Origin of the sequence: Friedmanniella luteola (genome assembly GCF_900105065.1) — a bacterium.
Taxonomy (GTDB): Bacteria; Actinomycetota; Actinomycetes; order Propionibacteriales; family Propionibacteriaceae; genus Microlunatus; species Microlunatus luteolus.
In genome coordinates this window covers 2946457-2961105 of sequence record NZ_LT629749.1, presented here as the reverse complement: position 1 = coordinate 2961105, position 14649 = coordinate 2946457, and the positions used below count along the sequence as shown (strand labels likewise).

Sequence of the window (14649 nt, the reverse complement as noted above, 5' to 3'; positions counted from 1 at the left end):
GTTACCGGTCCGAGCCGTGCAGATGCGAGGCCGGCACGAGTCGGAGACTTTGGGCGCTGGACAGCCGTTGGCACAGTGTGTCGGTGAGGTCGTGCTCGAGCTCGTGGAAGCGTCCGACGGGCATGGCGGGGTCCGTGGTGACGGTGGCTTCGCTGTCGAGCCGGTGCCCGACCCAGCGCATCCTCACGGCGGTCACGCCAGCAATACCGGGCGCGGCGGTGATCACATCTTCGGCGATGTGGACCATGGTGGGGTCGACGCCGTCGAGGAGGCGGCGGCCGATGTCGCGGGCGGTACTCCACAGCAGGACGAAGATGGCGACGCTGATGGCTAGGGCTACGAGCGGGTCGGCGAGGGGAAAGCCCAGCCAGATGCCGACCACGCCGAGCACCACCGCGAGGGAGGTGAACCCGTCGGTGCGGGCGTGCACGCCGTCGGCGACCAGGGCGGCGGACCCGATCCGGCGCCCGACGCGGATCCGGTAGACCGCGACCAGTTCGTTGCCGGCGAACCCGATCAGCCCTGCCGCCAGCACCCATCCGAGGTTGGTCACCGGCTGCGGCTCGAAGAACCGGCGGACCGCCTCGTACCCGGCCACCACGGCCGACAGGGCGATCATGGCCACGATGAACAGCCCGGGCAAGTCCTCGACCCGGCCGTACCTGTAGGTGTACCGGCGCGAGGCCGCCCGCCGGCCCAGCACGAACGCGATCCACAACGGCACCGCCGTCAGGGCATCCGAGGCGTTGTGGATCGTGTCGGCCAGCAGCCCGATGGACCCGCTGATCAGATAGATCACCAGCTGTAGCAACGCGGTCACCCCAAGCCCCAGCAGGCTCAGCTTCACCGCCCGGATGCCAGCCTCGCTGGCCTCCAGCGCGTCGTCGATCGAGTCGGCCGCGTCGTGACTGTGCGGGACGAACAAGCCGTAGAAGAACCCCTTGAAGCCCGTCGGATGGACGTGCCCGTGGTCGTGCTCACGCCCATGTTGGTGGCGGTCAGAGTGGGGGCGTGCGTGAGCATGAGGGCGCTCGTGCTCGTGCTGAGGCGCAGTCATGTTCGTCGTCTCTGCTGGTGATGCGTCGGTGGTGTCGGGGGTGATCGTCCACGGAGTGCTCCGCCTGGTCGATGGCGTCCGCGACCAGGCGGCGGGCGTGCTCGTTCGCCAGCCGGTAGTAGACGCGGTTGGCTTCGTGACGGGTGGCGACGATGCGGGCCAGCCGCAGCTTCGCCAGGTGCTGGGACACTGCGGTCGGTGACTTGCCCACCAGCTCGGCAAGGGTGTTTACCGATAGCTCGCCGTCCTGGAGCGCCAGCACGATACGCACCCGGGTTGCATCGGCCAGCATGGTGAACACCTCCACTGCCAGCTCGACGATCTGCTCGTCTGCGCGAACAGAATCCCCCTGTAATGTCTGATCCTGCGAATGTTCAAGCATGCGAAGATTATTGCACGTGCTCGTGTAGTGGTCATGGGAGCCCGCCTGGGACTTTCGCCAGCGCCGTCGCTGGCCGGTGGCGGCTGATCGACAGCGGAGTCCAGTCAGCGAGGGTTGTCGGAAACCCGGTTGTCGTTGCGGTCCCTCAACGGCGCTCGGTGACCTCGTCGAGCTCATGGCGGTTGAGCCGGCTGGGTCGAAAGCAGCTGATGGCGACGAGCGTCGGTTCGGCCGCGAGGGCGGGGCCACCAGCCCGCACCCAATCGATGATGCCCCGGGTGATCTCGGGGTCGTTGACTCCACCGATCCAGAGCGCTTCGCCGCCTGCCTCACGTCCGGGTTGACCGGGAAGGACGACGACCACGTTGGAGCGCTCGCAGGCATCGAGACAGGTGCTGACGAGCACATCTGCGGTGTCGGCGAGGCCGGTGCGAAGATCGCGGAGCTGTGTGGCGTGCTCGGTGTCGGGATGCTTGGTTCTTTACCGCAGTCCCCGCCCCGGCAAGCCACCACCACGGGCTGGGCTGTGTCGGCACTGGGCGAATGCCGGCTACGTGTCGTCAGTTTCCGCTTAGGCATATTCGCTCTCTGGTCGTGACCGATAGTCAGTTCATGGTCGAGGCTTCGCGTTGTAGCAGCGGGAGGCGGACGAAGGTCAACGGTCACGGAGCAAGTCTGGTGAGCAGCTGGCGGGCTTCCCGTCGGTGTCATCGGAGGGAAGTGCAACGGCGGCCGGAGCCGTTCCCTGGGCCGGTGGGAAGTGGTGACCGCTGCTGATTGCTGCGGCTGTCCCAGCGGCTATCGGTCAGCCGTCTGCTAGGTGCGTTATGGGTAGCAGGACGGTGACGGTCATCGCCGGTCCGTGCTGGCACAGTGGCGGCATGGCTGCGCCGTACAGCTCGTGGTGGCCGGCGTAGCAGAGCCGCAGTTCTCCTCCGCGGCGTGCCACGACCGCCGCCACGACGGAGAGGCCGAGGCCGAATCCGGGCTGTGATCGGGACTCGGTGGCTCGGGCGAATCTGCGAGTTGCGGTGGCGAGCAACTTCGGGTCCATGCCGGCACCAGCGTCTTGTACCTGCAGCCGGCCGATCCCCTGAACCCGGTCGACGTTGACCTGCACCGGTGGTTCCCCGTGGAGCAAGGCGTTATCCAGCAGGTTCCCGACGACCTGGCCGAGCTCAACCTCCCCGACAGCCACCTCGACAGGGGCGAGCGCCTCAAGGTGGAGGCGCGGTTCGAGGTCCGATGGCTCACCATGCTCCGGGGTGCGGGCGCGCTCGTGCACAGCCCGCTCGGCTACTCGCGTGAGGTCGACCGTTCCCTCCGCCTCGGGGCCGGGTGTTTCGGCGCGGAGCAGTTGCTCGGCCAGTCGGGTTAGCCGGTCCAGGTCCGTCCGGACCTCGCGCAGAATCTCTTCGTGCTCGGTGACGGTGCGTGGTCTGCGGAGCGCGAGCTGGACGCGGGTGGTGAGCAGGGTGAGCGGGGTGCGGAGCTCGTGGCTGGCGTCGCGGACGAAGTCGCGTTCCCGTTCGAGGGCGGTTTCGAGGGCGTCGAGCATGGTGTTGAGGGTGCGGCCGAGTCGGGTGACCTCGTCGTCGCGCTGCTCGGAAATCCCGAGCCGGACGCCGGGGACTCCGTGGACGATCTGGTCGGCCTGAGCGCGGTAGCGCTCCACGGGACGTAGCGCGGATCGTGTCAGCAGGTAGCCGACGGCTGAGGTGAGGACGAGCGCGCCGAGGCCGGCGATGCCGAGCTGGAGCAACAGCTCGAGCAATGCTTCGTCGCGGTGGTCGCGCCGGACGGCGACCACGAGCACCTTTGCTGGTCCGCCAGTGTTCGGCAGGGGGACGCCGTAGGCGCGGAGCGGGTGGTTCTTGATCGGGAGCAGGGCGCCGATGTCGCGACGCACTGGAGCGGTCAGGGCCTGGCGTGCGTCGGCGGTATCGAGGAGTGGTTCCGGGCCGGCGGTGGGGCTGGCGGTGAGGACCTGGCCTTGTGCGTCGAGGACTTGGTAGATCTCGCTGCGGTCGCTGGCGGAGGCGTCGGTGCGGAAGGCACCGGTGTCGGTGATGAGTGGGGTGAGCCGGGTGCTGATCTCGGTGAGGTCCTCGTTGACCTGTCGGTCGAGGGCGAAGTGGACGCGCCAGTAGACGAAGCCGCCAGCGGCGAGCAGGACCAGCAGCATGGTGGCGGAGAACCCGGCGACCAGTCGCACTCGCAGGGGCAGCCGAGCCAGTCTGCTCGCGGTCATCGTGGGTCCGGTTCGACGCGGTAGCCGGCGCCTCGCCGGGTGGTGATGGTGCTGGTGTCGAAGGGCCGGTCGATCTTGGCGCGCAGGCTGGCGACGTGGACGTCGATGACGTTGCTGCGTAGGTCGGTGTCGCCGTCCCACACCTCGTCGAGGATGGTGTAGCGGCTGACGACCTGGCCGGCTCGTTCCAGCAGCAGCTGCAGGATGGCGAACTCGCGGGCCGACAGCTCGATCTCCTGGCCGGCCCGGGTGACCCGGCGGGACAACGGATCGAGCGCGAGGTCGCCAACCTGCAACGGCTGCTCGGTGTCGTCGAGGTGCGCGCGGCGGTGCAGGGCCCGGATCCGGGCCAGCAGCTCCTCGAGCTCGAAGGGCTTCGCGAGGTAGTCGTCGGCGCCGGCGTTCAGTCCGTCCACCCGGTCACTGAGGCTGGTGCGAGCGGTCAGCATCAGGATCGGGGTGCGAATCCCGTACTCGCGGAGCCGCCGGCTGATGGTGGCTCCGTCGAGGCCGGGCAGCATCCAGTCGAGCAGCAACACGTCGTGGTCGCGGCCGGTGAGGGCGGCCTCGTAGGCGGAGGGGCCGTCGTGGTGGGTCTCGACCTGCCAGCCCGCCTCGACGAAGGCCTGCTCGAGCAGGTCGGCGAGCCGGATGTCGTCCTCAGCCAGCAGGATCTTCATCGGGGTGCCGACCTCCTCTCGGGCCACGACCGTAACGGGCGGGACCGCTCGACGGCCTGCATTCAGCACGGTCAGGCGTCGGGGTCGAAGCAGACGTCGAAGGCGTTGACCGGGTTGGGGACCTCGCGGCCGTTCGTGTCGGTGATGGTGAAGCTGCCGAGGAGCTTGGCGGGGGCGCCTGCGGTGTAGCAGCTGTTGGCGTGAACCTGCAGCTCGAACTTCGCCTCTTCCTGCAGAGTGCCGGTGCTGTCGACGAAGTTGACGAGGCAGAGCCAGTCGGGTCCGGCGCCGACGTCGGGCACGTTCGCGCCGCCGCGGTCGCAGGTGCTGGTGGTCTTCATGGAAGCGGGGCTGATGCCGGGGTGGCCCAGGATCTGCTGCTGCTGGATGTAGAGGTTGCTGAAGGCGGGGTTGAGCGAGTTCTCGACGCGGGTCTTGGTGATCTCGGGCTTGCCGAGCATGACCAAGGCCAGAGCGACGGCTAGCGCGGCGACGAGGGCTATGGCGGCTCGGAACAGCGTGGCGGGTCGAGGGGTGGCCCATCGGCGGGCCGTGGTGGTGCTGGACATGGTCATCCTTCGGTGAGGTCGCGGTTGCGCAGCGAGCGGTAGGCCAGGACGAGGCAGAGGGCGGTCCAGGCTGCGCAGACCGCGAGCCCTTGGACGAGGGGTCCGTAGAACGGTGTGGCGGTGAGCAGTCCGTGCCAGGCGTCGAGCGGGGTCGTGAGCAGGAGGCGTCGGAGCAGGCCGATCCCTCCGACCGAGCCGAGCAGGCTCATCGCCAGACCGAGCACCACGGGCCCGACGACCCCGAGTGCGGGGTTGCGGGTGCGGACCGACAGCAGGATGGACAGGGCGGTGAAGCCGATGAGCACTGGGAATGCGGCTGCCCATGCGGCGATGACGAGTCCGAGTGCGGTCGATGGCGTGATGGTCTGCCCGGTCAGGCCCGTCAGCGGCTGCCGGCCGACGAGCAGGACGCCGGAGGCGATGGCGGACACCGCGAGGGCCGAGTAGGCCACGGCGGCGAAGGTGAGCGCCGCGAGTGTCTTGGCTCGGAAGATCTGGGCACGGCTGACCGATCGGGTGAGAATGGTCTTCCAGGTCCCTTGTTGGTCTTCACTGGCGAAGATGTCGCCCGCCACCAGGCTGGTCAGCAGCGGGAGGACCCACTGGCTGATGAAGCCCAGCAGCAGGAGTGGGACCGCGAAGCCGCTGAGGTGGATCAGCTTGCCGTAGAGCGTGTCGGCGGGAGGTCGTTGGCCGCGCAGGATCAACACGATGATCGGCGGCGCGATCAGGCAGCCGATGATCATGGCGCGGACCCGGATCAGGGCGGCGAGCTTGACGAGTTCCCAGTGGTAGGCAGTCCGGGTCCCGGCGCGCTGCAGCTTGGCTGCGACGCGACGAGGACGGCTTGAGTCGGGGTTCGCGGTGCTGGGCTCCGTGGCGGTGGTGGTCATCGGGTCGCCTCCTCGAGGTCGGTGTGGGCCGGTGTGGCGGTGGTCGCGGGGGCGGATTCGGTGAGCATGAAGAACAGCGATTCCAGGGGTGCCTCGCCGAGGGTGAGGCTGCGGATGGCCAGCCCGGACCCGACGACGTCAGCGACGTAGGCGTCGATCGCCGTCTGCTGGCCATGTACCGCCAGCTGGCCGTCAGCGGCGCTGACACTGACATCCGCCCGCCCGGCCAGGGCGAGCGCGGCGGTGTCGTCGTTGGTGCGGAGCAGGTGGGCCTGGGGAGGCGCCTGCCGGCGCAGGTCGGCGATCGTCCCGTGGTAGGCCACTGACCCGCGCTTCATGATCGTGACGTTGTCGCATATCTCCTCGACCTCGTCCATGTCGTGGCTGCTTAGCAACACCGTCAGACCGGACGCCGCGAGCCGCTTCACCAGCGCTCGCATGTCCCGGATCCCGGCCGGGTCCAACCCGTTGGCCGGTTCGTCCAGCACCAGCAGCCGTGGGTCTCGCAGCAGAGAGGCGGCGACGCCGAGCCGCTGCCGCATCCCGAAGGAGTAGCCGGCGACCTTGTCGCCCTCCCTGCCGGTGAGGTCGACCACCTCGAGGACCTCCTCGATCCGGTCGGCTCCGGAGCCGCCGTCCAGACCGGCCAGCAGCTGAAGGTTCCGTCGGCCGCTGAGGTAGGGATAGAAGCGGGGGCTCTCGATGAATCCGGCCACGCCGTCGAGGGCGGCCGTCCCGTGCTCCGCCCAGGTCCGGCCGAAGACCTCGAGCTGGCCCGCGTCGGGGCGGATCAACCCGAACAACATCCGCAGGAAGGTCGTCTTCCCGGCCCCGTTCGGGCCGAGCACCCCGTACACCTCGCCTTGGGCGACGCGCATGGAGATGCCGTCGACGGCGGTCAGGGCGCCGTACCGCTTCGTCAGACCTTCGGCCTGCACGGCCAGGAGTTCACTCATGTCCCGGACGCTAGGTCGACCATCATGAAGAAACGATGAACCGGTGAGAACTCTTCTTACTGGTCCGGGCGCTTCCGCGCTCAGCCTGGCTGTGGTCCGTGTCCTCGCCGAAACGCGATGAGGGGCTTGTTCACCGAGGGTGCTGACATCAGCGGTCACTTCCGTTCTGCTGTTGGCCGGTCCTTTGTCGGATTCGACGTGCGATCAGCCAGACGAGCAGGCCGGCGATTGCGGCGTAGACTGCGTAGTTGAGGTAGACGGAGTAGCGGTCGACGAGCTCGTACTGGGTGCCTAGGGCGGCGCCGAGGGTGATGAGCAACGTGTTCCAGAGTCCGCTACCGGCGATGGTGGAAGCGCTGAACACAGCCAGGTTCATTCGCTGCGCCCCGGCCGGCAGGGAGATGACGCTGCGGACCCCGGGAATCAGGCGCCCGAAGAAGATCGATGCTCTTCCGTGGCGGGAGAACCACTTGGTGCCGCGGTCGAAGTCTTGACGGTCAACCAGCGGCAGCTTGGCGAGTATCCGTACTGACCGGTCGAGGCCTACAGCGGCGCCGAGTGAGTAGAGCAGCAGCGCGCCGAGGTAGGCGCCCAGGGTGCTGGCAATGATGGCGGCGATGATGTTCATGCGGCCCTGCTGGGACAAGAAGCCGGCGAGCGGCAGGATGACTTCGCTGGGGATGGGCGGGAAGACGGTCTCTAGCAGGGTGAAGAGCCCGACGCCCCAGGCTCCGATCCTGTCCATCAGGTCCGCTGCCCATCCTGTGATCCCGGTGAGTTCCAGCGTCAGCACCGGTTTTCGCCCGCATCGCGTCGAGTCGCCACAGCTGCTGGGTTCGCGGCTGATCCTGGGTCCGCCTGCGTCGGGGCGACATGGCGCCCCTTCGTGTGGCTCGGACCGTCGGGACTGAGGCCGACGAGCCGGCACAAGGCGTGGAACCCGTCCTCGGTGCCGGGCCAGTGGCGGTGCAGCTCGCCTACTCCTGTGCGTCGGGCGACGCTTCGAAGCGTCATCGTCACGATGATCGCGTCATCGGCGTAGCCGAGGACGGGAATGAAGTCAGGGATCAAGTCGATCGGCATGGCCAGGTAGACCAGCAGCAGGCCGAGCCGGACACGCACGCCGGTCGGCTGCGCCCGATCAGCAGCCAACCGTCTGAGCAGGCGAAGAAGGTCGGGTAGAAGCCGCAGCGACTCACTCAACAGCTTGCCCTGAGGTCGGCCGACAGCAAGAGCGATAACCAAGAGGAGCCAGCTGAGAGCGAGCGCGACGGCGGCTCCGAGACCGAGGTCCAGCCAGGGGTGGCCGGTCACAGCTGGTCCTCAACCACTCGGAGCTGCACCACGCTTTCACTGCTGTTGTCGGCGACCGTGTCGGCAGCGAGCGCGGCCCCCTCGAACGCGGCCAGTGCCTCGCGGCACTGCTGCACCGCTGCCCGCGCGTCGGCGCCTCGACCCGCTTGGAAGTAGTCACGGTCAGCGATGCTGGCCAGCCACTTCGCGAACCGTTCGAGGTCCGCTCCAGACTCCTCCACCTCGGCGTAGGTGGCCCGTCCCCGGGCCGTTTCCATCACGATCTCCTCGAGGAACTGCGGTACCCGTTCGACCACCTCGGCGTACTCCTCGTTCCGGTCGTCGCGCTGCTCAGCCACCAAGGCGTCGTGCTCGTCGGCGGGCACGGTGATCGTGAGGGTACGCACGCGCCCTCCCTGGCCGCGGATCCGCGCGGTCACCGGCGCGAGTGCCTCCCGGACCCTGGGCAGGTCCGGCAGCAGGCAGACGGACTGATGGAAGTACACCGCCCCCAGCTTGCGCAGCCGCCGCCAGGCGAAGACCCGCAACGACGCGTCTTTGCTGGTGCTGACACTGAGCAGCACCCACTTACCGCCGTCCTGGTTCATGTAACGAAGGTAGCAGCGGATGTTACGCTCGCGACAGCAAGCATCTCGGGCCGGGCTGGCCCCTCGACTCCAGGAGCATCAGGGCATGAACGACCTAGACGAGTTCGTCGAAGTGGCCCTCGCCATCTTCGTGGCGATCAGTGGGCTCGTCGCGCTGCTCACCCACTTGGAGCGCACCCTATACAGCGACGTCCGCCTCGTTGCGGGCAGCCGGCATCGAATTAGCCAGCCTGAGCAGCCTCCCATCGCCGCCCTCACGCCAGTCAACGGAGAGGATGAGGAACCGCCCGCGTAGCCAAGGGGCTCCGGCAAGCCGATGCGCGACCGGTAGTGGACCAGCTAGCGCCGGCGAGCCGGTCGCACGGCGTGATGTGGTTCCTTACTCGGGAAGAAGATCAGATGTGAAGGGGCGAGCTCGGTCGAGCCCGCCCCTTCCTGGTGCCGTCCCGCTAGCCGGTGGGCAGGGTGAAGGGGGCGCTGGCGCCCAACACCTTGTTCGTGCTGTCGGAGAGGACAGCGACCAGCTTGCCGGGGTTAACGGTGCCCGTCAGGGCTGTAGTGCGGTAGCGGCCGCCGAACGTTGACCCGGTGGCCGGAGCGACGGCCGCGGTTAGTACCTGGCCGAGGGTGCCGCCGTAGGGGCTGGTGGTGTCGGCCTTGCCGTCGGCGGTGGCCTTGTAGAACCGGATGGTGCCGGCGTTCGGGGCCGTGTCGGTCGTGCCGTTGATGGTGGTGTCACCGTTCTTCCACTTGCCAGTGGTGAACGCCACCTTGGCGGTGACCGGGACCGGGGTTGCGGTCGCGGTGTTCGAGGCCACGCTGGTCCGGGTCCCGTCACTGGCGGTGACGGTAAAGGAGTAGGGCGTGCCAGCGGTGAGGCCCGTGACCTTGAGGTTTCGCGCGGTGAGGCTGGCTGGTTGCCCGGCCGCGGGTGTCGGGCTGACGGTCACCTGGTATGACGTGGCTCCGGTGACCGCACCCCAGGTGAGGGTGGCTGACGCCTCACCGGCGACAGCGGTCAGGTTCGCCGGTGGGTCGAGTGCGGTGGCGGGGGCCGGGGAGTAGGTGCCGAACTTGGCGTCGAAGTTCCCGGCCCGGTCGAAGGCGACGGCATGGACCTCGGTCAGGTCCTTGGTGATCGGGATCGCTGTCGTGTACAGCTTGGCGCTGTCACTGGGCAGGCCGCCGGTTACAGCGGCCGAGCCGTCTGTCGTGAAGTAGATGTCGGAGCCGGTCTCGCTCGACAGGGTCACCTTGTCGGCTGTCACGGAGATGTTGGGGTCCGCGTTGGGTGCCGGGGTGATAGTGAGCTTGGGCGCGACCTGATCGCCCGGCGCTGGGGTGGCCACCGCTGTGAACGGTTCGCTGATCCGCGGTCCAGCGATCGAGCGGACCTCGTAGGTGTAGTTGGCCACGGCCGGGTCGACGGTCAGAGTCGTCTTGGTGGCCGTGGCGGTCGTGCGTGCGACGACACCAATAGAGACCCCCCCGCCGTTGGCCGGGGCGATGGCGTCGATGTTGTAGCCGGTCACCGGGGCTGCTCCGGGAACTGCGGTGGTCGGGGTCCAGCTGACGGCGACCTGGGACTTGTCAGTCGCCGAGCGGACGACGGAGAAGCTTCCGGCGGGCGCAGCCTGGTCGGCGGGGCCGGCGGGGCAGCCGCCCATACCCGGGCCGCCGAGTTCGCCGAACTCGGCGATCGTGACCCCCTCCCGGTTACCGGCCGGGTCCAGGACCTGCCAGGACATGGCCCGTTCCCCGAGGCTGGCCTCGGAGGCGATCTTGGCCACGGCCGGGTCCTCGAACTCATAGGTCGCGGTGAAGGTGCCCGCACCGAACGTGAGGCTTGAGGCGTAGCCGCCCCGGGGTGCCGGGGTGAGGGGTCCAGGGACCGCGCGGATGTCCCGCTTGCCGACCGTGGTGCCCACCAGGTCGGGGTTGATGATTCGCTGTTCGGTGAAGTCGGGGTTGACCTCGGAACCCAGGGTTCCATTCACCGTCAGGGTGCTGAGCGTGGGCCCGCTCAGGGTCGCATCCGCTGTCACCGTCGCCGATTGCACCGTCATGTCGTCGGAGGTGCCGTCGGCCAGGGTGAGCTTCGCGACATCGCCCGGCTGGACGTCGGGCGTTACGGCGAGTCCGGTGCCCGCACCCCAGCAGATGCCGCCGGGGTGGTTGACCTCGAAGGCGACGTCGCCACCCGAGATCGTGCCGATTGCGGAGCCGACGACCTTGCCCGCCCGGACCAGCTCGACGGTGGCCTTCTCGCCGGCGTGGTTCTGGTAGCCCTCGACCGTGATGAAGTCGCGGTTGGGAAAGACCAGGAGGTTGTCGGGCGCAACTGGTACGGCGCCGGCAGCCAAACCTGTAGTCAGAGCGGCGAGTCCGGTGACGCTGAGCGCACCCACCACCAGCAAGCTCACGCCGCGGCTGGCGCGGCGGCCCCGTGGCTGCAGCCTCAGACCTGGCGGCTGAGCCACCTTTTTTGTTGTTCCTCGTCCATCTTGCATGTCAAAGCACCCCCGGGGGGTTGGGGCCGGGCGCCGACGCCAGGCCGGATGGTGGACCGAAAGCGGTCCTTCCCTAGCCATGCTGCGCACAAGCAAGCACTGACGGCAGCCCTCAGAGGGGGGGTGTTAACGGCACAAAATGGGAGGGCCGGCCAAGGACTCGTCAGGCCGCACGCAGGCCACACGAGCTTGCGCATCCGGCCTGAGCGGTACCAACAAGCAAAAGCCGAAGCCAACTCAGATCTAGCGCTGACCAGGCCAGACAGCACTCTGCACCGCGTCGCCGGACGACGAGAAGCGGTCCCGGTCATACTCCTTACCTGTGTTGAAGGTTCGAACCCTGCTGAGGGCGCCACCTGTCAGGCCTAGTCGGGCCACTCATCGGCCGGGGCGACTCACCACACACGGCTCCGCGACCGGGCTCGCAGGGCGCCCTGAGGCTGTACTGCGGTACGCCGAGGCCGTGCCCAGCCGGTCGGCGACGTCGTCTAGGTCGTCCTCGAACATCGACGCGTACACGTTCAACGTCATCGCCGCACCCTTCTGACCGAGCATCCGCTGCACGTGCTTGACCGATGCCCCCAGCCGATCGCCAGCGACGCGGCGGTATGCCGTAGGTGGCGCGGCGTCAGCCCGGCTAACTCGCCTCGGCCACCACGGGGTCCCACACCCACGGCGCCCTCTCAGGGATCGAAGGGCTCGCGAAGGATGTTGACGGATTTCCATGAACGTCAGCAGCTGAGGCCAACACTGAGACCGCTCTAGGAGGCCGCCCACACTGCGCTGAGTTTCGGAGGCGGCTCCATCTGGCGGTGCGTTGCGGCCCGCTCTCTTTGCCCCCCTTTCCATCGGCGCCGACGTGCCGGAGCGCCCGAAGCTGACAACAGGCTGCACCTACCCGGCAGCTCTGGGCGTCCGTCCTGGCGGAGCACGACCCCCGGCCATGAGACCTCGCGATTGGTCCGGGCGTCGAGCAGTGGGCACCAGCGCAGGCGGCAGCCGTGATCTTGACGAAATCTTGACGCTCTTCGAGGAGCTGGGGACCGGCTACGGGTATATAGGCGGGCGTAGCGTTGAGCGTTGTGCCCGTTGCCCTTGTGAGCCAGGAGTCTTCCGTCGTGCCAGCACCAGGTGAGCTTTTTCGAGCGGACCACTCATGTCGGACCACCGCGGGTTCTGGAACGCGCGGTGATGAGCGAGGTCCAGTCGGGTTCGCTGCAGGGCTGGGCGGAGGACCCGGATGAGTACGACGACCGATCACAGCACTGGCCTTCCCGACCACTCGGCGATGACCCCATCACCCAATCGACTGGGGCGCTGGCTGCTGGCGAACCGGGTCCAGCCGGTCGGGCCGGAGGCGGGTGAGGAGCACACCGAACCGCAGTCGTGGTGGAAGGTGATGTGCCTGACCGGTGTCGACTACTTCTCGACGCTCTCCTACCTCCCGGGCATCGCCGCCCTGGCCGCGGGGGCGCTGTAGCCGCTGGCGACGTTGCTGATCGTGGCGCTGACGCTGCTGGGGATGCTGCCGATGTATCGGCGGGTGGCGCAGGAGAGCCCGCACGGTCAGGGGTCGGTGGCGATGCTGGAGAAGCTGCTGCCGTTCTGGCGCGGGAAGATCTTTGTCCTGATCCTGCTCGGCTTCGTCGCCACCTCCTGGATCATCACCATCACCTTGTCCTCAGCCGACGCCACTGTGCACATGCTGGAGAACCCCTACCTCCCTGGGTTCCTGCACGGGCACGCCGTGCTCATCACCGTCGCGCTGCTGCTGGTGCTCGGGTTCGTGTTCCTCCTCGGCTTCAACGAGGCGGTCGTGGTCGCCATCCCGCTCGTGGCGGTCTTCTTGGCCCTGAACGCCGTCGTCGTGGCCGTCGGGATCGGCGAGATCGTCGCCACGCCGCAGCTGCTGGGTGACTGGACGCAGGCACTCACCTCCCGGGGAACCGGGTTCTTCGACATCGTGGGACCAGCCGTGCTCGCGTTCCCGCTGCTGGTGCTGGGGCTGTCGGGGTTCGAGACCGGGGTCAGCATGATGCCGCTCGTCGCCGCGAGAGGGCGCAGTCCCGAGGAGGTGCTGGCCAGCCGGGTGGGGAACACCCGCAAGCTCTTGACCGGCGCGGCGCTCATCATGTCGGTGTACCTGGTCACCACCAGTTTCATCACCACCGTCCTCATCCCAGCCGAGGCGTTCGCCGAGGGCGGCGAAGCCAGTGGCCGGGCCCTGGCCTACCTGGCGCATGAGAAGCTCGGCGAGGGCTTCGGCACGGTCTACGACATCAGCAGCGTCGCCATCTTGTGGTTCGCTGGAGCCTCGGCGATGGCTGGCCTGATCAACATCGTCCCCCGGTATCTGCCCTCGTACGGGATGGCTCCGGACTGGGGTCGGGCGGTCCGCCCGGTCGTCCTGGTCTACACCGCGGTCAGCATCGCCATCACCGTGGCGTTCAACGCTGACGTCAACGCCCAGGCGGGCGCCTACGCCACCGGCATCCTCGCGATGATGGTGTCGGGTGCGGTGGCAGTGACGGTGAGTGCCATCCGCCGCCGGCAGCGCCGATCCATCGTCGGCTTCACCGTGCTGACCCTGATCCTGCTCTACGCCCTCGCTGAGAACGTGCACGAGAAGCCCGACGGCATCACCATCTCCGCCTTCTTCATCGCCGGCATCCTGGCCATCTCGATCTGGTCCCGGCTCTCGCGGGCCTTCGAGCTCCGGGTGACTGACGTCCACCTCGACCACACCGCGCAATGTTCATCCGTGACTGCACACGCCGCACGGTCCGGCTCGTCGCGAACGAGCCGGACGAGGGCGACGCGAAGGAGTACGCCGAGAAGCGCCTGCAGATCATGCAGGATCACGACCTCACCGACGAGCAGGACTTCGTCTTCGTCGAGATCACGGTCGCCGATCCCTCAGAGTTCGCCACCAGCCTCGAAGTCCACGGAGAGGTGAAGCATCGCCAGTTCCGGGTGCTCACGATCCAGAGCTCGACCGTGCCGAACGCTCTCGCCGCGCTCCTGTTCCACATCCGCGACGTCACCGGCCATCGGCCCCACATCTACTTCGAGTGGACCGAAGGTCATCCGCTGGTCAACCTCCTCCACTTCCTCCTGGGCGGCGTTGGAGAGGTCGCCCCTGTCACCCGGGAGGTGGTCCGCCGGGCGGAGCCCGACCGGTCCCGCCGACCGCACGTCCACGCGGGCTGATGCACGTCATGGCGAGAAGGGTTGTCGATTGACCAGCCGGAGAACCGTGTGCGCGTCCGGGGTCATCGCGACGGTGGTCGGTGCTGTTCAGCTGCGGGTGACGAGGGTCAGTGTTCCGAGGACGCACCCGGTCTCCGTGATCGCCGCGCCTGCAGCTGTACTTTCTGCGGGTCGCTCCTGGTCGTCGGCGTCGGCATCGGCGTCCTCGTCCTGGCGACGTCGTGGCGGGATTGCGGGGGG

Annotated in this window: 16 protein-coding genes; 4 read left to right on the top strand and 12 right to left on the bottom strand. The window is 68.1% G+C overall.

The window, feature by feature from the left end:
• Window position 1 precedes the first annotated feature (1 nt).
• The 11 genes from BLT72_RS13920 to BLT72_RS13870 form a co-directional block, all read right to left on the bottom strand.
• Window positions 2-925, bottom strand: coding sequence for a cation diffusion facilitator family transporter (locus BLT72_RS13920; RefSeq protein ID WP_231930058.1), 924 nt, complete (start codon window positions 923-925; stop codon window positions 2-4).
• Window positions 926-998: 73 nt separating this feature from the next.
• Window positions 999-1439: an ArsR/SmtB family transcription factor gene (locus BLT72_RS13915; RefSeq protein ID WP_091413588.1), complete on the bottom strand. Its 441-nt coding sequence runs from the start codon at window positions 1437-1439 to the stop codon at window positions 999-1001.
• Window positions 1440-1584: 145 nt separating this feature from the next.
• Entirely contained in the window at window positions 1585-1845 is a 261-nt protein-coding gene (locus tag BLT72_RS22765; RefSeq protein ID WP_197677035.1) for a hypothetical protein, read from the bottom strand.
• A 399-nt stretch (window positions 1846-2244) separates the two neighbouring features.
• Complete coding sequence (locus BLT72_RS13905) at window positions 2245-3690, bottom strand: ATP-binding protein (RefSeq protein WP_091413586.1); 1446 nt, start codon at window positions 3688-3690, stop codon at window positions 2245-2247.
• Window positions 3687-4370 (bottom strand): response regulator transcription factor, encoded by a 684-nt coding sequence (locus BLT72_RS13900; RefSeq protein ID WP_091413584.1) that lies wholly within the window; start codon window positions 4368-4370, stop codon window positions 3687-3689. Before BLT72_RS13900 ends, BLT72_RS13905 begins: the two co-directional genes overlap by 4 nt.
• Before the next feature lie 71 nt (window positions 4371-4441).
• Complete coding sequence (locus tag BLT72_RS13895; protein WP_091413582.1) at window positions 4442-4939, bottom strand: hypothetical protein; 498 nt, start codon at window positions 4937-4939, stop codon at window positions 4442-4444.
• 2 nt (window positions 4940-4941) lie between these two features.
• The gene (locus BLT72_RS13890; protein ID WP_091413580.1) at window positions 4942-5832 is read right to left on the bottom strand and encodes an ABC transporter permease; all 891 of its coding nucleotides are present in this window, start codon (window positions 5830-5832) and stop codon (window positions 4942-4944) included.
• The gene (locus tag BLT72_RS13885) at window positions 5829-6788 is read right to left on the bottom strand and encodes an ABC transporter ATP-binding protein (RefSeq protein WP_091413578.1); all 960 of its coding nucleotides are present in this window, start codon (window positions 6786-6788) and stop codon (window positions 5829-5831) included. The genes BLT72_RS13890 and BLT72_RS13885 overlap by 4 nt, the downstream gene beginning before the upstream one ends.
• A 148-nt stretch (window positions 6789-6936) precedes the next feature.
• The gene (locus tag BLT72_RS13880) at window positions 6937-7581 is read right to left on the bottom strand and encodes a DedA family protein (RefSeq protein WP_197677034.1); all 645 of its coding nucleotides are present in this window, start codon (window positions 7579-7581) and stop codon (window positions 6937-6939) included.
• Window positions 7575-8102 (bottom strand): YkvA family protein, encoded by a 528-nt coding sequence (locus BLT72_RS13875; protein WP_091413577.1) that lies wholly within the window; start codon window positions 8100-8102, stop codon window positions 7575-7577. Before BLT72_RS13875 ends, BLT72_RS13880 begins: the two co-directional genes overlap by 7 nt.
• A complete protein-coding gene (locus BLT72_RS13870; RefSeq protein ID WP_197677033.1) occupies window positions 8099-8689 on the bottom strand; it encodes a Chromate resistance protein ChrB in 591 nt (196 codons plus the stop codon). Before BLT72_RS13870 ends, BLT72_RS13875 begins: the two co-directional genes overlap by 4 nt.
• A gap of 85 nt (window positions 8690-8774) precedes the next feature.
• Between BLT72_RS13870 and BLT72_RS13865 the strand changes: the two genes are divergently transcribed.
• The gene (locus BLT72_RS13865) at window positions 8775-8984 is read left to right on the top strand and encodes a hypothetical protein (protein ID WP_091413575.1); all 210 of its coding nucleotides are present in this window, start codon (window positions 8775-8777) and stop codon (window positions 8982-8984) included.
• A 154-nt stretch (window positions 8985-9138) separates the two neighbouring features.
• On the opposite strand, the gene BLT72_RS13860 is transcribed toward BLT72_RS13865, so the two are convergent.
• Window positions 9139-11112, bottom strand: coding sequence for a fibronectin type III domain-containing protein (locus BLT72_RS13860; protein ID WP_172826075.1), 1974 nt, complete (start codon window positions 11110-11112; stop codon window positions 9139-9141).
• Between the two features lie 1375 nt (window positions 11113-12487).
• On the opposite strand from BLT72_RS13860, the gene BLT72_RS23105 reads away from it, so the two are divergent.
• From BLT72_RS23105 to BLT72_RS23100, 3 genes are read left to right on the top strand one after another with little or no spacing between them, the layout of a single operon-like run.
• Window positions 12488-12679 carry a hypothetical protein gene (locus BLT72_RS23105; RefSeq protein ID WP_231930057.1) on the top strand — a complete coding sequence of 64 codons (192 nt, stop codon included), beginning with the start codon at window positions 12488-12490 and terminating at the stop codon, window positions 12677-12679.
• 21 nt (window positions 12680-12700) lie between these two features.
• Complete coding sequence (locus BLT72_RS13850; protein WP_231930056.1) at window positions 12701-14155, top strand: APC family permease; 1455 nt, start codon at window positions 12701-12703, stop codon at window positions 14153-14155.
• Window positions 14156-14172: 17 nt separating this feature from the next.
• On the top strand, window positions 14173-14409 hold the full coding sequence (locus BLT72_RS23100; RefSeq protein ID WP_231930054.1) for a hypothetical protein: 237 nt from the start codon (window positions 14173-14175) through the stop codon (window positions 14407-14409).
• Window positions 14410-14649: the final 240 nt, after the last annotated feature.